Raw genomic sequence first — 15,381 nt, 5'->3', positions numbered from 1 at the left:
CCACGCCTACACAGAAAGCAGAAAGGAACCAGAGATGAAAAAGACACCGGCGATGCCCGGCCACCTCGATGTAGAAACCCGCGGCGCCGTTCTGATCGCGCGTTTGGAGGGTGGACCGCAGGGGCTGATGGGGCTCAACATGGCCAGAGATCTGGCGGCGTTGGTGGACAAGGTGGAGTCCGATGCGGCGGTCAGCGCGGTGGTACTCACCGGCACGCATCCCGGGCGCTTCATTGGACATGCGGATGTGCGTTGGTTGCAGGAGGGCGGCAAGAGCATTCCGAAGGTAGGGCGTGGGGCCGCTTCGGCTATCGCCCGGGTGGCAAAGACGGTCCGCGGCATGCCCCCATTGGCAGCGGCGGCATCGGTCACGCCGCTGGAGGGCGGGATGGAACTGGACCAGTTGCACGACACGTTCTTGCGCATGAACCGCTGCGGCGTGCTCTTCATCGCGGCGCTGAACGGATCCGCACTGGGCTTGGGCAGCGAACTCGCACAAGCCTGCGATATGCGCCTGATGGCGGACGGAGACTTTTTCATCGGTCAGCCTGAAGTACTCCTTGGCATTCTTCCCGGCGGGGGCGGCACACAGAGGCTCACACGCCTTGTCGGCTCCCATCGCGCGCTCATGATGATGCTTGAGGGGCGGCCGGTGCCGCCCGCCAAGGCGCTCGAAATCGGCCTGATCGACGAGGTTGTGCCTGCCGACGCCTTGCTGGAGCGCGCTCTTGAACTGGCCGGATACCTCGGTTCGCGCCCCCGCGACTCCATCGCTGCCATCAAGCGCGCGGTCTACCTTGGCGGGTCAATGACGCTCGACGAGGGCCTTCATCTGGAGCGGACCGAGTTCATCACGATTGCACCGTCCGCCACGGCGCAATCACTGATGGTCGGCTACCTCGATCGCACGGCACACGACGGCGACCTGCCACTGTACGCCCCCGCGATCTACGACGAGGCGCTTGCCGACGGTCGATTCCCTCTACAACGCAGCGAAATACAGCAATGAGCGCCCTGCCCCAATCCTGCACCGCCACTACTGGCGCGTTCACCCGTCAGGACGTCAGCTTCGACTCTGGCGAGTCCTACTGCTCGGCCTGGCTCTACCGGCCCACCGGTGTCGAGCGCCCACCGGTCGTTGTCCTTGGCCATGGCCTGGGCGCCATCCGCGAGATGCGCCTCGACGCCTTCTCGGAGCGTTTCGCCGCAGCAGGCATCGCAACCCTCGCCTTCACCTACCGCTACTTCGGCGACAGCGGCGGTCAGCCTCGGCAATTGATGTCTGTGAAACGGCAGCTAGCGGACTGGGACGCGGCGCTGGCTTTCGTCAAGCGCCGCACCGATGTCGACGGCCGCCGCCTCGCGGTCTGGGGTAGTTCGTTCGGAGGCGGCCATGCGATCACCGTGGCCAGCCGCCACCCCGAGCTGCTTGCCGCAATCAGCCAGTGCCCATTCACGGACGGCCTGGCCTCCGCTGCAGCCTTGGGCTTGAAGGGCACGCTAAAGGTTACCCCAGTGATCCTGCGTGATTTCATGGCCAAACTCATGGGGCGCGCCCCGGTGATGGTGCCCATCGCCGCGATACCTGGCCAACCGGCGCTGATGAACGCCCATGACGCGTTGCCGGGCTACATGGCTTTGATGCCGACGGGGATGAAGTTCGTCAACCACGTCGCGGCGCGTGTGCTTCCCGAGATTGTCACCTACCGGCCAGGGCATTGTGCCGCCCGCGTGACCGTGCCGATCCTCTTCTGCGTCAGCAACACCGATACGGTGACACCGCCCGGCAGGACCCTCGCCCTCGCGCGCCGAGCGCCGCGGGGTGAGATCAAGCGCTACGACGCCGGCCACTTCGACTTCTACATGGGCGCCGCCTTCGAGCAGTTGGTGGCCGACCAGACACGCTTCCTGACCAGGCACCTGCTCGGGGACCGCTGAACGGATTCGAGCGTCCATTCCCACCAACTCCCTAGCTAGAGTGAACAAAGATGCGACTTTCCTTACTTCCAGACTCTCGTGCGGCCTCGGCGCCGGATGCACCGTGCGTTGCCGATGCGCACACCTCCTTGTCCAACCGCGACTTTCAAGCGCGCGTCCTCGCAGCGGCGGGCGTGCTCGCCGACCGGGGGATCGGCGCCGGGGATGTCGTCGCCCTCATGCTGCCCAACCAGGTCGAGTTCGTTGTGGCGATGTTCGCCGCCTGGCGCCTCGGGGCCGCGGTGACGCCCATCAACCCCGGCCTGACCATCAACGAGGCAACCCATCAGATTGTCGATTCGCAGGCGAAACTGCTCCTCAACGAAAGCGGCCAGCCGTTGTTCGCGGACCTGTCCACCATCCCTGCCGAGTCATTGCAGGATGGGCCGCTCCACGTGGGCGAGCCTCTCGACGACCCGGCCGCGTTGGCGCTGTTGATCTACACCAGCGGCACCACGGGGCTGCCCAAGGGCGTGATGCTGGATCATGCGAACATCGAGGCGATGACCAGCATGGGGCGAGAGGCGCTCCAAGTCACGGCTGCCGACCACTGCCTGCTGGTGCTGCCGCTGTTCCACGTCAACGGCATCGTGGTCAGCATCCTGGTACCGTTGTCAGCCGGCGGACGGGTCACGCTCCGGCGCCGCTTCGACATCGAGGCGTTCTTCAATGACGTCGAGCAACTGCGCCCAACTTACTTCTCCGCGGTGCCAACGATCTACGCCATGCTCAATGCGCTGCCGGCCACGGTGCGTCCCGACACGGCAAGCCTGCGTTTTGGCGTCTGCGGTGCGGCGCCCGCCTCGGCGGACCTGCTCAAGAACTTCGAAGCACGCTATGGCTTTGCGCTGGTCGAGGGCTACGGGCTGTCGGAAGGCACTTGCGCCTCGACGCTGAACCCCATTGCCGGTCTGCGCAAGCCCGGTACCGTTGGCCTGCCCTTCCCCGGCCAGCGCATCGCGATCGCAGACGCGCGGGGCGTTCACCTGCCACCCGGCGCCACCGGCGAGGTGCTGGTGCAAGGTCCAAACGTCATGCGCGGCTATCTGGGCAAGCCCGTGGAGACGGCGAAAACCGTGGTCGACGGCTGGCTGCACACGGGGGACATTGGCCGCATCGACGCGGACGGCTATCTGTCTATCGTGGGGCGAATCAAGGAGATGATCATCCGCGGAGGCGAGAACATCTATCCAAAGGAGATCGAGGATGTGCTCCACGATTTCCCCGGCGTGCTCGAGGCTGCGGTGATCGGCGCACCACACGAGACGCTCGGCGAAATCGTCATCGCCTGCGTCGCGTTCCGACCGGGCGCCACGGGCACCTCGAACGCGTTGAACGAACACTGTGCCGACCGCCTGACGCGCTACAAGCGCCCCGCGATGATCCACGTCGTCGACACGCTGCCGAAGAATGCCATGGGCAAGATCGACAAGCCGAAACTACGCGAGCTGACCAAGGGGCTACGCGGATGAGCGAGAATGGCATTCTGCACGAAAGCCGGCCGGCGATTTTCGTGACAGGCGCAGCCTCCGGAATCGGACGCGCCTGCGCTGAACTCTTCGCGCAACGCGGCTGGTTCGTCGGACTCTACGACGTCGACGTGGAAGGCGCCGAAGCGGTCGCAGCCACTTTGGGCAAGGGCAACGCCGTCGCTGGCGCGCTTGACGTGAGCGACGCCGACGCGTGGCACCGAGCGCTCGCCGAGTTCTGGGTGCGCAGCGGCGAACGGCTTGACGTGCTCCTCAACAACGCCGGCATCCTCGCCACGGGGCCGTTCGAGACCGTGGCCCTGGCGCGGCATGAAGCGATGCTGGCCGTGAACGTGCAGGGGATGATCAACGGTTGCCACTGCGCGTTTCGCTACCTGCAACGCTCCCCAGGTGCCCGCGTGATCAACATGGCATCGGCCACGGCCATCTACGGCCAGCCCGAACTGGTGACTTATTCGGCGACGAAGTTTGCCGTGCGCGGTTTCACCGAGGGGCTCGATCTCGAGTGGAGCAAGTTCGGCATCGGCGTCTGCGACATCTGGCCGAGTTTTGTCAAGACCGATATGGCGGAGGACTTTGCGCAGCTCGCCAGTGCGAGGTCGCTGGGCATTCGTCTGACGCCGGCCGACGTTGCGGACGCCGTGTGGGCCTGCGCGGTGACCAGGCCACGGCTTCACAAGACCCATTGGACCGTCGGTTTGCAGGCCGGCTTCCTGGCCGCCCTTACGCGAATCGCACCGCCTGCGCTCAGCCGGCGGGCGGTTCGGTACTTCGCGCGATAGCCGTCCGGCAAGCACAGGAAGAACGCGCGTTCAAAATCGTCAATGCGATCGATGCTCCGCATTGAACGCCAGCTTGCCAGACAACAAGAACAACGCCATTTCGAATGTCTTTCCCTTTCGTCAAGAGGAAGGGCCGATGTTGAAAACCGGCGTTCTCCGTGATGGCAAGAAAATATAAAAAACTCAAGCAGGAGACAAAATGCAAGGAAGGATCATTGTCCGGAATATTTTCGCGGCGATTCCAATCGCATTCGCGCTATGCAATGCGGCCCACGCCGATGAGCCCGACAACGCCATCAAAATCGGCTACGCCTATGTCAACTTGAATCTCAAGTCTGGCGATCTGACTGGTCCCCCGGGCACTACGCCGCCCGGTCTCAGGATGGGGGTCAAGGATCTGGACGTCCTTGCTATCAGCGTTGAGCGGCGGCTTTCCCGCAACTGGGCAGTGCAGCTCCAGGCGGGAGTTCCCCCAACCTTGACTGCTGTCGGCGCGGGCACTGGTCAATCCGTAGGAACGGTTGCGACGGCGCGCATCTGGTTTCCAACCGTCCTGGCGCTCTACACGTTTACCGACGTACCTGTTATCCGGCCGTATCTTGGCGCCGGGGTCACCTACACATTCTTTACCGATGAGAAATCGAGCAGCACCTATACAGCGGCAGTACAAGGCACTAGTAGCTCCATTCACTTGCAGAACTCCTGGAGTCCTTATGCACGAATCGGCTTTGAGTATCCGATTGACAAGCACTGGGCCATCAATATGGAGTACTCCAGATTTCGCATGAAAACTGTGGCAACTGTTGTCACACAAACGCCAGGTATTGGCGCCATCTCCCGTCGGATCGACATCAAGGGGTATCCGCAGATATTCGGCTTGACCCTTGGATATAAGTTCTGACAGCTTCCTCTTCCTCCTTGAGTCAGGGCACAGAACATGTCAGTGCATGTCAGTGCATGTGATGCGTCCCTGAACGTCATCAGGATGGCAACGACTGTAGTACCGAACACGATTGCTATGCGCAAAACTCCCTTCGACTTTGATTGGCTCATCATTGGTTCAGGCTTCGGCGGGAGTGTTTCTGCTCTGCGACTTGCCGAAAAAGGCTATCGGGTCGGTGTCTTCGAACGCGGCAGGCGCTATCGAGACGAGGACCTCCCGGAATCCGCATGGCAGTTCAGAAAGTACTTGTGGGCACCCCGTCTTGGTTTGAAGGGGATCATGCGCATGTCGCTATTCCGGCATGTCTTCTTCCCGAGTCAGTCCGGCGTTGGCGGTGGCAGCACAGTCTATGGCGGCGTACTGTACCGTGCCAAGCAAGAGTTCTTCGAGAACACGCAGTGGCGCGAGCTTGGTCGATGGGAGGAGCTGCTACAGCCGCACTACGCCACCGCCGAACACATGCTCGGCGTAAAGACCGTGCCCTTCGATTCGCCAAACCAGCAATTGGCTCAAAAACTGGCACAACATTTCGGGACCGAACACACGTTCACCCGGGCGCCAACCGGGGTCTTCTTTGGTGAGCCCGGCAAGACTGTCAAGGATCCTTACTTTGGCGGCGAAGGCCCCGACCGTACAGGATGCACGCGCTGCGGTGCGTGCATGGTGGGCTGCCGAGTGGGTGCCGTGAACTCGCTGTTGAAAAACTATCTCTGGTTCGCGGAGAAGCGAGGCGTGCAGATTTTGGCAGAGCGTGAGGTCGTTGATGTGCGCCCGCTGGGCGCGGCGGATGGCAGCGAAGGCTACCGAGTGACTACCCAACGCCCCGGCAGCCTCTGGTTCGGTAGCGATCGCCAGATTCACACCGCACGCGGCGTCGTGTTCGCAGGTGGTTCACTTGGCACCAATGATTTGCTAGCCAACTGCAAGCATGGTGGGTCACTGCCCCTGATCAGCGACCGTCTTGGTCAACTGGTGCGCACCAACAGCGAATCGGTTCTGAACGTTCGCCTGCCCGAGGATCGCAGAACATGGAACGATGTCACCGCCAGCAGCAGTGTCCACGTCGATCATGATACGCACATCGAATTTCTTACTTACGGCCGCAACGCCGATTTCTTGAGTCTGCTTTGCACGCTGCTGGTCGGCAACGGCAATCGCTTGACGCGACCCCTTAAGTGGCTGGGTAACGTCGTACTGCATCCGCTGCAATGGTGCAGGTCAATGTGGCCAGTCGGCTGGAGCCGCCGCATGGTGATGCTGCTGGTGATGCAGACTCTGGACAACGCCATCAAGCTGCGGGCAAGGAAGCGGTGGTTCGGCCGAGGCTACCGGCTGGTGACAGAGCAAAATCGTGACAAGCCCAACCCCACGTACATCGAAGTGGGCAATCAAGCCGCTCAATGGTTGGCGAAGCATACCGGCGGTATCGCTCAAAGCAACGTGCTGGAGGCGCTGGGCAACATTCCGACCACCGCTCACGTTCTGGGTGGGGCCGTCATCGGCGCCGATGACGCGAGCGGCGTGATCGATCGTCATCTGCATATTTTTGGCTACCGGAACCTGCTGGTGTGCGATGGCGCCGCGATGCCGGCAAATCCTGGCGTGAATCCGGCGCTGACGATCACTGCGCTAGCCGAGTACGCCATGGCGCAGATTCCCCCAGCCGTTCCGGCACCTGTCCCGGAATCGCCAATAGCACGCTGAAGATATCCCCCCTTCCCCCTACCCAAGGTGCAGACCGCAGAGCGGAACGCACCATTGGTTCGCCTCAGCGGGCCAACTAGACTTTCCACACCGTCGCACGATTGCACGGCGTTCCAGAAAACCATTCGGAGACAGGCTTTTGGCAGGCCCCGTGCGTCACAGCCGCGCGGGCCGGCCGCGCGTACTCGCGCATGCAGGCGACCACGTGCGACGCCCAGACCTCAATGGAAGTCCAGCCACAATCTAGAAGCACAGGTATGACTAGTCCAATTTCCATCTTTGACCTGCGAGGCAAGGCCGCCTTCATATCCGGTGCATCAAGCGGTATTGGTCAACACACTGCCCGTATGCTGGCAAAAGCGGGCGCAGCCGTTGCCCTGGCGGCTCGCCGAACGGATCGTCTCGACGCGGTTGTAGCCGAACTACGGTCTGAGCGACACAAGGCCTGTGCAGTAAGACTCGACGTCACCGACCCGTCGACCATTGAGCCGGCATGGCGCGAAGCCGAACATCAACTCGGCCAGCCGATCGACATCCTGTTCAACAACGCCGGTGTCATCTACATCGAGCGCTTTACCTCCCAGTCATACGAAGCGGTATCCCGCATCTTCGACACCAACCTGAAAGGCGCCTTCATGGTCGCGCAGGAGGCCGCACGCCATATGTCGACGCACGGCCAGGGCAGCATCATCAATATCGCCTCGTCGTCGGGGTTGCGCGCCGGTGGCCAGATGTCGAGTTACGGCGCATCCAAGGCCGCACTCATACACCTGACGCAAATCATGGCCCTTGAACTCGCCAGGAAGGGGGTGCGCGTCAACGCCCTGGCACCGGGCAACATTCAGACAGACATGCAGGCGGAATTCACCGAGCGCGGCATCGAGGACGGCATCATGAAGCGAATCCCGATGCGCCGCTTTGGCGAGCCCTCCGATCTCGACGGCGCGACGTTGCTTCTCGCCTCCGATGCCGGCCGTTACATGACCGGTGCGGTCATTCCTGTCGACGGCGGACAAGTCCTTAGCTGGATGTAAGCAAAACCTCAAACAAACAACGTGGAGACAGACATGAATGCGAAATCGCGCCGCCGCTACGCGGCCATGCTCGGCACGGCATTGCTCGCCTTGACCCAGATTTCCTTTGCCGATACATACCCTTCTCGCCCGATCAAGGTCGTGGCCCCGTACGCGGCTGGCGGAGCGATCGACATCGTTGCACGCACGCTGTCAGACCCGGTAGGCCGCGCGCTCGGACAACCCATGGTCGTCGACAACAAGACAGGGGCGGCAGGCAACCTTGGCGTGGATGCCGTCGCCAAGGCAGCGCCAGACGGCTACACGTTGACCGTGGCCCTGAGCTCCAACCTGATGATCAACCAGTTCCTGTATGCGAAGCTGCCATACAACCCGGGCAAGGACCTGACGCTGATTGCAAAAGTCGCGGACGCCCCGCTCGTGCTTGTCGTGAACTCGCATCTCGGCGTCAACAACCTCGCGGACCTGCGCAAGTACGTGCAGGCCCACAAGGGCAAGATGTCGTATGGGTCGTGGGGAGTCGGGACCATTTCTCACCTCAGCGCGAGCCGGCTCAACGACCTGCTTGACGGCGACATGGCGCACGTCGCCTACCGCGGTGAAGCGCCGATGATCAACGACCTCGTCGCAGGGAACATCCAGCTTTCCTTCGTCACCGGTGCACAGGCGCCACAGTTCATTGCGGCCGGACGGCTGAAGCCCATCGGGGTGACGGGGCCGGCCCGCCTGGCAGCCTTGCCCAATGTCCCGATCTTGAGCGAGGTCGGCATGAATGACCCGACGCTACGCGCGGTGGGCTGGGTTGGCGTGGCCGCTCCGGCCGGAACGCCTGAGCCCATCGTCCAGCGACTGGCTGACGAAATCGACAAGGCACTGAAGACGCCGGATATCCGGAAGCGCATCCTGGACCTCGGCTGGACACCCAGCTACCAGGACCCCAAGGGCATCGCCGCGACATACCGCCGCGAAGCCCCGGTCTGGAAGGAAGTCGTACGTCAATCCGGCGCAAAACTGGACTGATCCATCCCCGCCCATACGAAACAACACAACATGACCAATGCCGCAACCACGATGACAGCCGATCGCACGGCCGTCAGGGAAATGAATAGCTGGTTTTTCGACACTTACTTGCCTGCGTGGGTGCTGATGGGTTCCGATGCCACCTTGAACAACGGGGCAATCCTCGAATACTGGGGGGCGCCGCTGCACGCCGCGTCGGTCAACATGACGCGGTGCCTGCTCACCGGCGACGAAGTCATCGGCCTGCTTCGCGCGAACCAGGAGCCACTGCAGGCGCAGCAGTACACGCATACCGTGGTACTCGATCGCCACGTGAAGGGCTACAACAGCAACGCCGGTTCCATCGATGTGATCTGGTCGCGCCGACGTGCGGACGAAACCGAGATTGAACGCCGCGCGGTCCATTTCGACATCCATCGCACCGGCCAGGGCTGGCGAGTGGTCACCGTGGCAAGCACGCTGACCGACCGTACAGCGCTCAGCGAAATCTGGGAAACCGTTTAAACGAGGAGAAGAAAACATGACGCAACCCAACGATGCAGCGCTCGTTCTCTACGAACTGCACCAGGGCGTCGCCATCGTGACGCTCAACCGCCCGCCCCAAAACCGCCTGAATCGCCCGCTCTATGCCGAGCTGGAGGCCGCGGTGCGCCAGGGCGTTCGCCAAGGTGCGCGATGCATGCTGTTTCGCAGCAACCTCGATGACTTCTGCCTCGGTGGCGACTTCCGTGAGTGGCCTCATCTCCAAACACACAGCGCGCGACGCGAACGCTTTGGCTATTCGAACGGCATCCTGAACGCGATCGAATCGCTGCCGATCCCGACCATCAGCCAGATCAACGGCCGGGCATATGGCGGCGGCTTCGAGTTTGCGCTGCACACCGACCTGATCATCGCCGCCAAATCGGCAAGGTTCCGCTTTACCGAAGCGACACTGGGCGTCTCTCCGCTGGCAGGCGGCGTACAACGCATCGCCGAGCGCTGTGGCCGCAGCGTGGCTGCGCGACTGGTGATGCTGTCGGAGGAAATCACGGCGGCAGAAGCCTTCTCCCTGAATATCGTCGCCAAGGTGGTCGCCGATGAGCAACTCGCAGAGGTGGCACTCGCTCACGCCGAAGGACTTGCCGCAGGTCCCACGCGCGCACACGCCGTAACCAAATCGGTGCTCGGCGCATGGTCCGCGGGCGGCGTGCGCAGCGCCGATGAAGTGATGATCGAGCATGTCTCGGTGTTGCTCGCCACCGACGATGTGCAGCGTGGCGTCAGCTCCGCGATCCAGGCGATCGACGCGGGCGTGGCCCGGCCGGAGATTCCGTTCAACGGGCAGTGAGGACATTTTTCATGCAAGCAGAAGAACACTACATCGCCGCCGAAGGCGGCATTGAACTCCACGCATGGGTGTTCCGGGCGGCAGCCGGCACGGGACCAGTTCCAGCGATCACGATGGCGCACGGCTTTTCCGGCCTCAAGTACCGGGGCCTACGCGCGTACGCCGAGCGGTTTGCGGCAGCCGGCTTTGCCGTGATCGTCCACGACCATCGCAACTTCGGCCTCAGTGGCGGCGAGGTTCGCGGCGATATCGATCCTTGGCGACAAATCGCAGACTGGCGCCGTGTCATCACCTACCTTGAGACGCTCGACGGCATCGATCGGCAACGCATCGGCATTTGGGGAACAAGTTATGCCGGAGGTCACGCGGTGGTGCTTGGCGCGACCGATGCCCGGATCAAGGTAGTGGCGGCGCAGGTCCCTATCGTCAGCGGCTACGAACAGAGCCTGCGACGGGTCGCACCTGACGCCCGCGCCGCTCAGCAAGCGCTCTTCAACGAGGACGATCTTGCGCAACTGCGTGGGGAAGCGCCGATGATGCAGCGTGTGGTGAGTCTCGACCCCGCCGTGCGTGCCGTCTACCGGTCCAGGGAGATGATGGAGTTCCATGACGCTTTCGAGATTCCGGACGGCGTCGATCACAGCGAATTCGTTACCGTGCGCTCGACAAGGCTGTCCCAGATGTATGAACCGGGTCAGTGGATTTCACGCATTGGGCCGAAGCCGCTGCTCATGGTGGTGGCGGAGCACGACACGGTGACACCAACCGATCTCGCGCTGGCCGCCTATGAACAGGCCGTGGAGCCAAAGCAGCTCAGGATTATCGGCGGTGGGCACTTCGACGCCTACCGCAAGGAGTTCGAGGCTTCCAGCAGCGCCGCGTTGAATTGGTATCAGAAACACCTGATGCCCGGGACACACCTATGACGGGTATAGCGCCGCCACTCGATCCTGCGGTACCGGAGGGCATCCTTGTGCTCGTGCACGGCTATCTAGACGGCCCCGATGTCTGGGCTCGCGTTGTCGAAAGACTCGAGCTGCCCGGCTGGCGCATCCTCTGCGTTGCATGGGGAGAAGACCAGCCACCGCCATCCACGTCCGAACTGCAACTCGAGCAGTACGCCAGCGCGGTCCTGGCGGAAGTCCAGCTTGCGTGCATTTCGGGCTCGGAAGCCGTCGTTGTTGTAGGCCATAGCATGGGCGGCCAGATCGGCGAGCTCGTGGCCCGTCGTCTTGGGTCTCGCGCAGCGGGGCTGGCTCTGGTCACTTCTGCCCCGCTGGCCGGCTATGCCTTGCCACCGCCGGTCATGGAGCGCTTCATGTCGCGCGCAGGCATGAAGGACAGCGATGCAATCCGCCAAGGAAAGCGAAGCCTCGCCGTAGCGCTGGATGAAGGGGGGCTGGATATCCTGGTCCGCTGCACGCTCGCAACGAGCCGCGACAAAGCGCTTGCGCAACTGCGCGCATGGACCGGAGGCCATCCGGCCGGCAGATCTCCGTCATCGGTTGACCATCCCGTTCTCTGCATTGCTACTGACGACAAGTTCTTCAGCGAAGAACTTGTGGGAGCGGCGGCGGCCCGTTTTCCAAACGGGACGATGGCCAGGGTGGCCGGCGCCGGCCACTGGCCCCAACTGGAACAGCCGGAAGCATTGGCGCAAACACTGACGAACTTCATCCGCACGCTGCCAGGACAGACTGCAGATCAACGCTGACTTGCTGGCGACAACAAACAGGAGACATTCGGATGCAATCCAGCGAGACACCCTCTCCACCGGCGGGGAGCCAGTACCCCTTGCTAATCAAGCAACTGCTGCTTTCACCATTGACGCAAGCCCCCGATCAGTCGATTGTCTACCGTGATAATCACCGGTATACATACCGCGCACTCAGGGAGCGGATCGGCAGGCTCGCATTCGGACTGCAATCGCTGGGGGTTGGCCACGGCGATACCGTGGCGGTACTCGACTGGGACAGTCACCGGTACCTGGAGTGCTTCCTCGCAGTGCCGATGATGGGTGCCGTACTGATGACGGCCAACATCCGCTTGAGCCCGCAGCAGCTTCAATATACGCTTGAGCAATCGAAGCCGAAAGTCCTGCTGGTTCACCGCGACTTTCTCGAACTCGTGGAATCGTTCAGCGAGGTCGTCAGGAACGCGAAGTGCCTGCTGATCCTGGATGACGAGGAGGACTGCACCGCGGCTGGCGGCTACGAAGCGCTGCTGGCCCGGAGTCGCGCCGATTTCCGATTCCCCGACTTTGATGAAAACACCTGCGCCACGCAGTTCTATACGAGCGGCACGACGGGATTGCCCAAGGGAGTCTCCTACAGTCATCGCCAGATCGTGCTCCATACGCTCGCCGTCTGCGCGGCGTTTGCCATGCCAGCCAGCCAGGGGCGCTTTCACAGGGGCGATGTCTACATGCCACTCACGCCGATGTTCCACGTCCACGCGTGGGGCATGCCTTATGTCGCGACCATGATGGGGGTGAAACAGGTCTATCCCGGGCGCTATACACCCGAAGGGATCCTGGCACTGCGCGCTCGGGAGGGCGTAACGTTCTCCCATTGCGTTCCCACTATCCTGCAGATGCTTCTCGATCGGGCCGACCTTGATCGCGTCGGCCTCTCGGGGTGGAAGATCGTGGTCGGCGGCGCCTCGTTCCCCACGAGTCTGGCAAGCAGAGCGATGGAACACGGGATCGATGCATTTGCCGGCTACGGTATGTCGGAGACCTGCCCTTTCGTCACCACCTCGCATCTGGGACCGTCCCTTTGCGCTACGGACGATTCAGCCGAGGCGATGACATACCGGACACGCGCCGGGCGCGCATTGCCGCTTATGGATATACAGATCGTCGATGAGGCGATGCAGCCGGTGCCTGAGGGAAGTCATACCCAAGGGGAAATCGTGCTGCGCGCCCCGTGGCTTACGCAGGCGTACCACATGAATGCGTCTGCCACGGAAGAACTCTGGCGCGGTGGCTATCTCCATACAGGTGATATTGGTATTCTCGACGAAGCCGGATACTTGCGGATCACCGACCGCCTGAAGGATGTGATCAAGACGGGAGGTGAATGGTTGTCGTCGAGCACATTGGAGGACCTGATTCGCCAGCATCAGTATGTTCGCGAAGCCGCCGTTATCGCCGTCCCCGATTCCAGGTGGGGTGAGCGTCCGATGGCGATCGTCGTTGCAACGACGCCCTCCCCAAGCTCGCTCAATGCAGCCGCCATCCGGAACCACCTGTCAGACTACGTCACCTCGGGGCACATTCCGAAGTATGCTATCCCGGAGACGATACACTTTGTCGACGAGTTGCCGCGCACCAGCGTGGGCAAGTACGACAAGCGTGCTATGCGCGAACGCTACCAGCATGTCAGGGGACCAAGTTGAAGAAAATGGCGAAGGAGCACCCGTCAACCGAGACAATCGGAAAGGTTGACCCCGTTGCATCCGGTAGCGAGGAAGGCATCGATCGGAACTTTGTCGAAGCCCTCGCCCGAGGACTGCGCATCCTCCAGGCATTCCATTCAAGCGAAGAGCGCCTGAGCAATCTCGAAATCGCCCTGCGATGCGGGCTGCCGAAGTCGACGGTGACCCGCCTGACCTATACGTTGACGACGCTCGGCTTTCTGCATCACATCCACGAACTCGGACGCTACCGTATCGGTCTGGCCACGCTCACGCTGGGACGCATGACCCATTCCCGGCTGGATCTCATGCAAGCGAGCGAGGGATTGCTGCAGGAGCTCGCAGACAGCACTCGCACAATGATTTCGCTCGGCATCCGCGACGATCTTTCGGTCCTGTATATCGACAGTCACCGAAGCCAGTCAACTGCGATTACGCTGAATCTGGATATCGGTTCGCGATTGCCACTTGGAACAACGGCAATGGGCCGCGCGCACATAACGATCATGGGCGTTGCCGAACGTCGAATCGTTCTCGATCGTCTGCGAGCGTTGAGCGAGGCCAACTGGCCCGCGCTCGAGCACGGCATCTCGAAGGCATTCCTTGATATTGCGGAACTCGGGTGCGTGACGTCGTTCGGTGACTGGAACAAGGAAATCAATGCTGTCGCAGTGCCCCTGAAGCTCGGCAATGCGCTGCCCCCGGTAGTGATCAACGCCGCTGCGCCCGCCAGGACGGTATCAGCGCAGACATTCATCTCGGACGTTCGCCCCCGCGTGATGACAGCAGCCAAGATCATCGAGAATCGCTACAAACGCAACTGGCTGCAAGCCTAGCAGGGTCCGAAAAGAACTGAGGGACGCGGGTACGAAACCCGCGCGCTTCCTGCCGGATTTCCCCCTTTTTTCCACGCCCTGACCGCCCCTCCCTCGTCCAGCGCCAAGCGCAACCATTTGGCCTTGGTTCAGACCCGCTCAAAGATGGCAGCGATGCCCTGCCCGCCCCCAATGCACATGGTCACCAGTGCATAGCGGCCTTGCACGCGTTGCAGCTCGTACAGGGCCTTGACGGTGATCAGCGCGCCGGTGGCGCCGATCGGGTGGCCCAGGGAGATGCCCGAGCCGTTCGGGTTGACCTTGGCCGGATCGAGGCCGAGCGCCTTGGTGACCGCGCAGGCTTGCGCGGCAAAGGCTTCATTGGCTTCGATCACGTCGAGGTCTGCCACGGTCAGGCCAGCGCGTTCCAGCGCCTTCTTCGTGGCCGGCACGGGGCCGATGCCCATGGTCTTGGGATCGACGCCGGCATGCGCATAGGAGACCAGGCGCGCCATCGGCTTGAGGCCGCGCTTCTCAGCCTCGGCACGCTCCATCAGCACCACGGCGGCGGCGGCATCGTTCAAGCCCGAGGCGTTGCCCGCGGTGACCGTGCCGTTCTCCTTGACGAAGACCGGCTTGAGCTTGGTCATGTCTTCCATGACCGCGTCGTGGCGCACATGCTCGTCGGTATCGAAGGTCACGTCGCCCTTGCGGCCCTTGAGCGTGACCGGCAGGATCTGGTCCTTGAAGTGGCCGGCGCGGATCGCCGCCGATGCACGACGGTGCGACTCTAGCGCGGCTTCGTCCTGCTGGACGCGGGAGATGTCGTACTCCTTGGCCACATTCTCGGCGGTGACGCCCATGTGGAT

The 15,381-nt window shown here is 62.3% G+C and carries 15 protein-coding genes; 14 read left to right on the top strand and 1 reads right to left on the bottom strand.

Annotated elements, in window-relative coordinates; genetic code table 11:
- The first annotated feature begins 34 nt into the window (after positions 1-34).
- From AC1RWI_RS21965 to AC1RWI_RS21900, 14 genes are all read left to right on the top strand, one after another.
- Positions 35-1,009 carry an enoyl-CoA hydratase/isomerase family protein gene (locus tag AC1RWI_RS21965; protein ID WP_492868745.1) on the top strand — a complete coding sequence of 325 codons (975 nt, stop codon included), beginning with the start codon at positions 35-37 and terminating at the stop codon, positions 1,007-1,009.
- A complete protein-coding gene (locus AC1RWI_RS21960; RefSeq protein WP_492868743.1) occupies positions 1,006-1,938 on the top strand; it encodes an alpha/beta hydrolase in 933 nt (310 codons plus the stop codon). Before AC1RWI_RS21965 ends, AC1RWI_RS21960 begins: the two co-directional genes overlap by 4 nt.
- A gap of 50 nt (positions 1,939-1,988) precedes the next feature.
- Positions 1,989-3,449 carry a class I adenylate-forming enzyme family protein gene (locus tag AC1RWI_RS21955; protein WP_492868741.1) on the top strand — a complete coding sequence of 487 codons (1,461 nt, stop codon included), beginning with the start codon at positions 1,989-1,991 and terminating at the stop codon, positions 3,447-3,449.
- Positions 3,446-4,249, top strand: coding sequence for an SDR family oxidoreductase (locus tag AC1RWI_RS21950; RefSeq protein WP_492868740.1), 804 nt, complete (start codon positions 3,446-3,448; stop codon positions 4,247-4,249). Before AC1RWI_RS21955 ends, AC1RWI_RS21950 begins: the two co-directional genes overlap by 4 nt.
- Before the next feature lie 199 nt (positions 4,250-4,448).
- The gene (locus AC1RWI_RS21945; RefSeq protein WP_492868739.1) at positions 4,449-5,150 is read left to right on the top strand and encodes an OmpW/AlkL family protein; all 702 of its coding nucleotides are present in this window, start codon (positions 4,449-4,451) and stop codon (positions 5,148-5,150) included.
- Positions 5,151-5,186: 36 nt separating this feature from the next.
- Complete coding sequence (locus tag AC1RWI_RS21940; protein ID WP_492868737.1) at positions 5,187-6,896, top strand: GMC oxidoreductase; 1,710 nt, start codon at positions 5,187-5,189, stop codon at positions 6,894-6,896.
- Between the two features lie 257 nt (positions 6,897-7,153).
- Positions 7,154-7,930 carry an SDR family NAD(P)-dependent oxidoreductase gene (locus AC1RWI_RS21935; protein ID WP_043354079.1) on the top strand — a complete coding sequence of 259 codons (777 nt, stop codon included), beginning with the start codon at positions 7,154-7,156 and terminating at the stop codon, positions 7,928-7,930.
- A gap of 33 nt (positions 7,931-7,963) precedes the next feature.
- Entirely contained in the window at positions 7,964-8,950 is a 987-nt protein-coding gene (locus AC1RWI_RS21930) for a Bug family tripartite tricarboxylate transporter substrate binding protein (protein WP_492868734.1), read from the top strand.
- Positions 8,951-8,980: 30 nt separating this feature from the next.
- Complete coding sequence (locus tag AC1RWI_RS21925) at positions 8,981-9,454, top strand: DUF6841 family protein (protein ID WP_492868732.1); 474 nt, start codon at positions 8,981-8,983, stop codon at positions 9,452-9,454.
- Between the two features lie 16 nt (positions 9,455-9,470).
- The gene (locus AC1RWI_RS21920) at positions 9,471-10,280 is read left to right on the top strand and encodes an enoyl-CoA hydratase/isomerase family protein (protein ID WP_043354075.1); all 810 of its coding nucleotides are present in this window, start codon (positions 9,471-9,473) and stop codon (positions 10,278-10,280) included.
- An 11-nt stretch (positions 10,281-10,291) separates the two neighbouring features.
- Positions 10,292-11,206, top strand: a complete 915-nt coding sequence (locus AC1RWI_RS21915; protein ID WP_492868729.1) for an alpha/beta hydrolase — start codon at positions 10,292-10,294, stop codon at positions 11,204-11,206.
- Positions 11,203-11,994 (top strand): alpha/beta fold hydrolase, encoded by a 792-nt coding sequence (locus tag AC1RWI_RS21910; protein ID WP_492868727.1) that lies wholly within the window; start codon positions 11,203-11,205, stop codon positions 11,992-11,994. The genes AC1RWI_RS21915 and AC1RWI_RS21910 overlap by 4 nt, the downstream gene beginning before the upstream one ends.
- Before the next feature lie 32 nt (positions 11,995-12,026).
- Positions 12,027-13,679: a fatty acid--CoA ligase gene (locus AC1RWI_RS21905; RefSeq protein ID WP_492868725.1), complete on the top strand. Its 1,653-nt coding sequence runs from the start codon at positions 12,027-12,029 to the stop codon at positions 13,677-13,679.
- A gap of 5 nt (positions 13,680-13,684) precedes the next feature.
- Positions 13,685-14,533: an IclR family transcriptional regulator gene (locus AC1RWI_RS21900; protein WP_043354061.1), complete on the top strand. Its 849-nt coding sequence runs from the start codon at positions 13,685-13,687 to the stop codon at positions 14,531-14,533.
- Positions 14,534-14,661: 128 nt separating this feature from the next.
- Here the strand turns inward: AC1RWI_RS21900 and AC1RWI_RS21895 are convergent.
- A partial coding sequence (locus tag AC1RWI_RS21895) for an acetyl-CoA C-acyltransferase (protein WP_492868723.1) occupies positions 14,662-15,381 on the bottom strand: 720 nt, incomplete at its 5' end.

The organism is Cupriavidus sp. MPR-AND1C (assembly GCF_058809705.1).
This window is presented reverse-complemented; position numbering and strand designations above follow the sequence as displayed.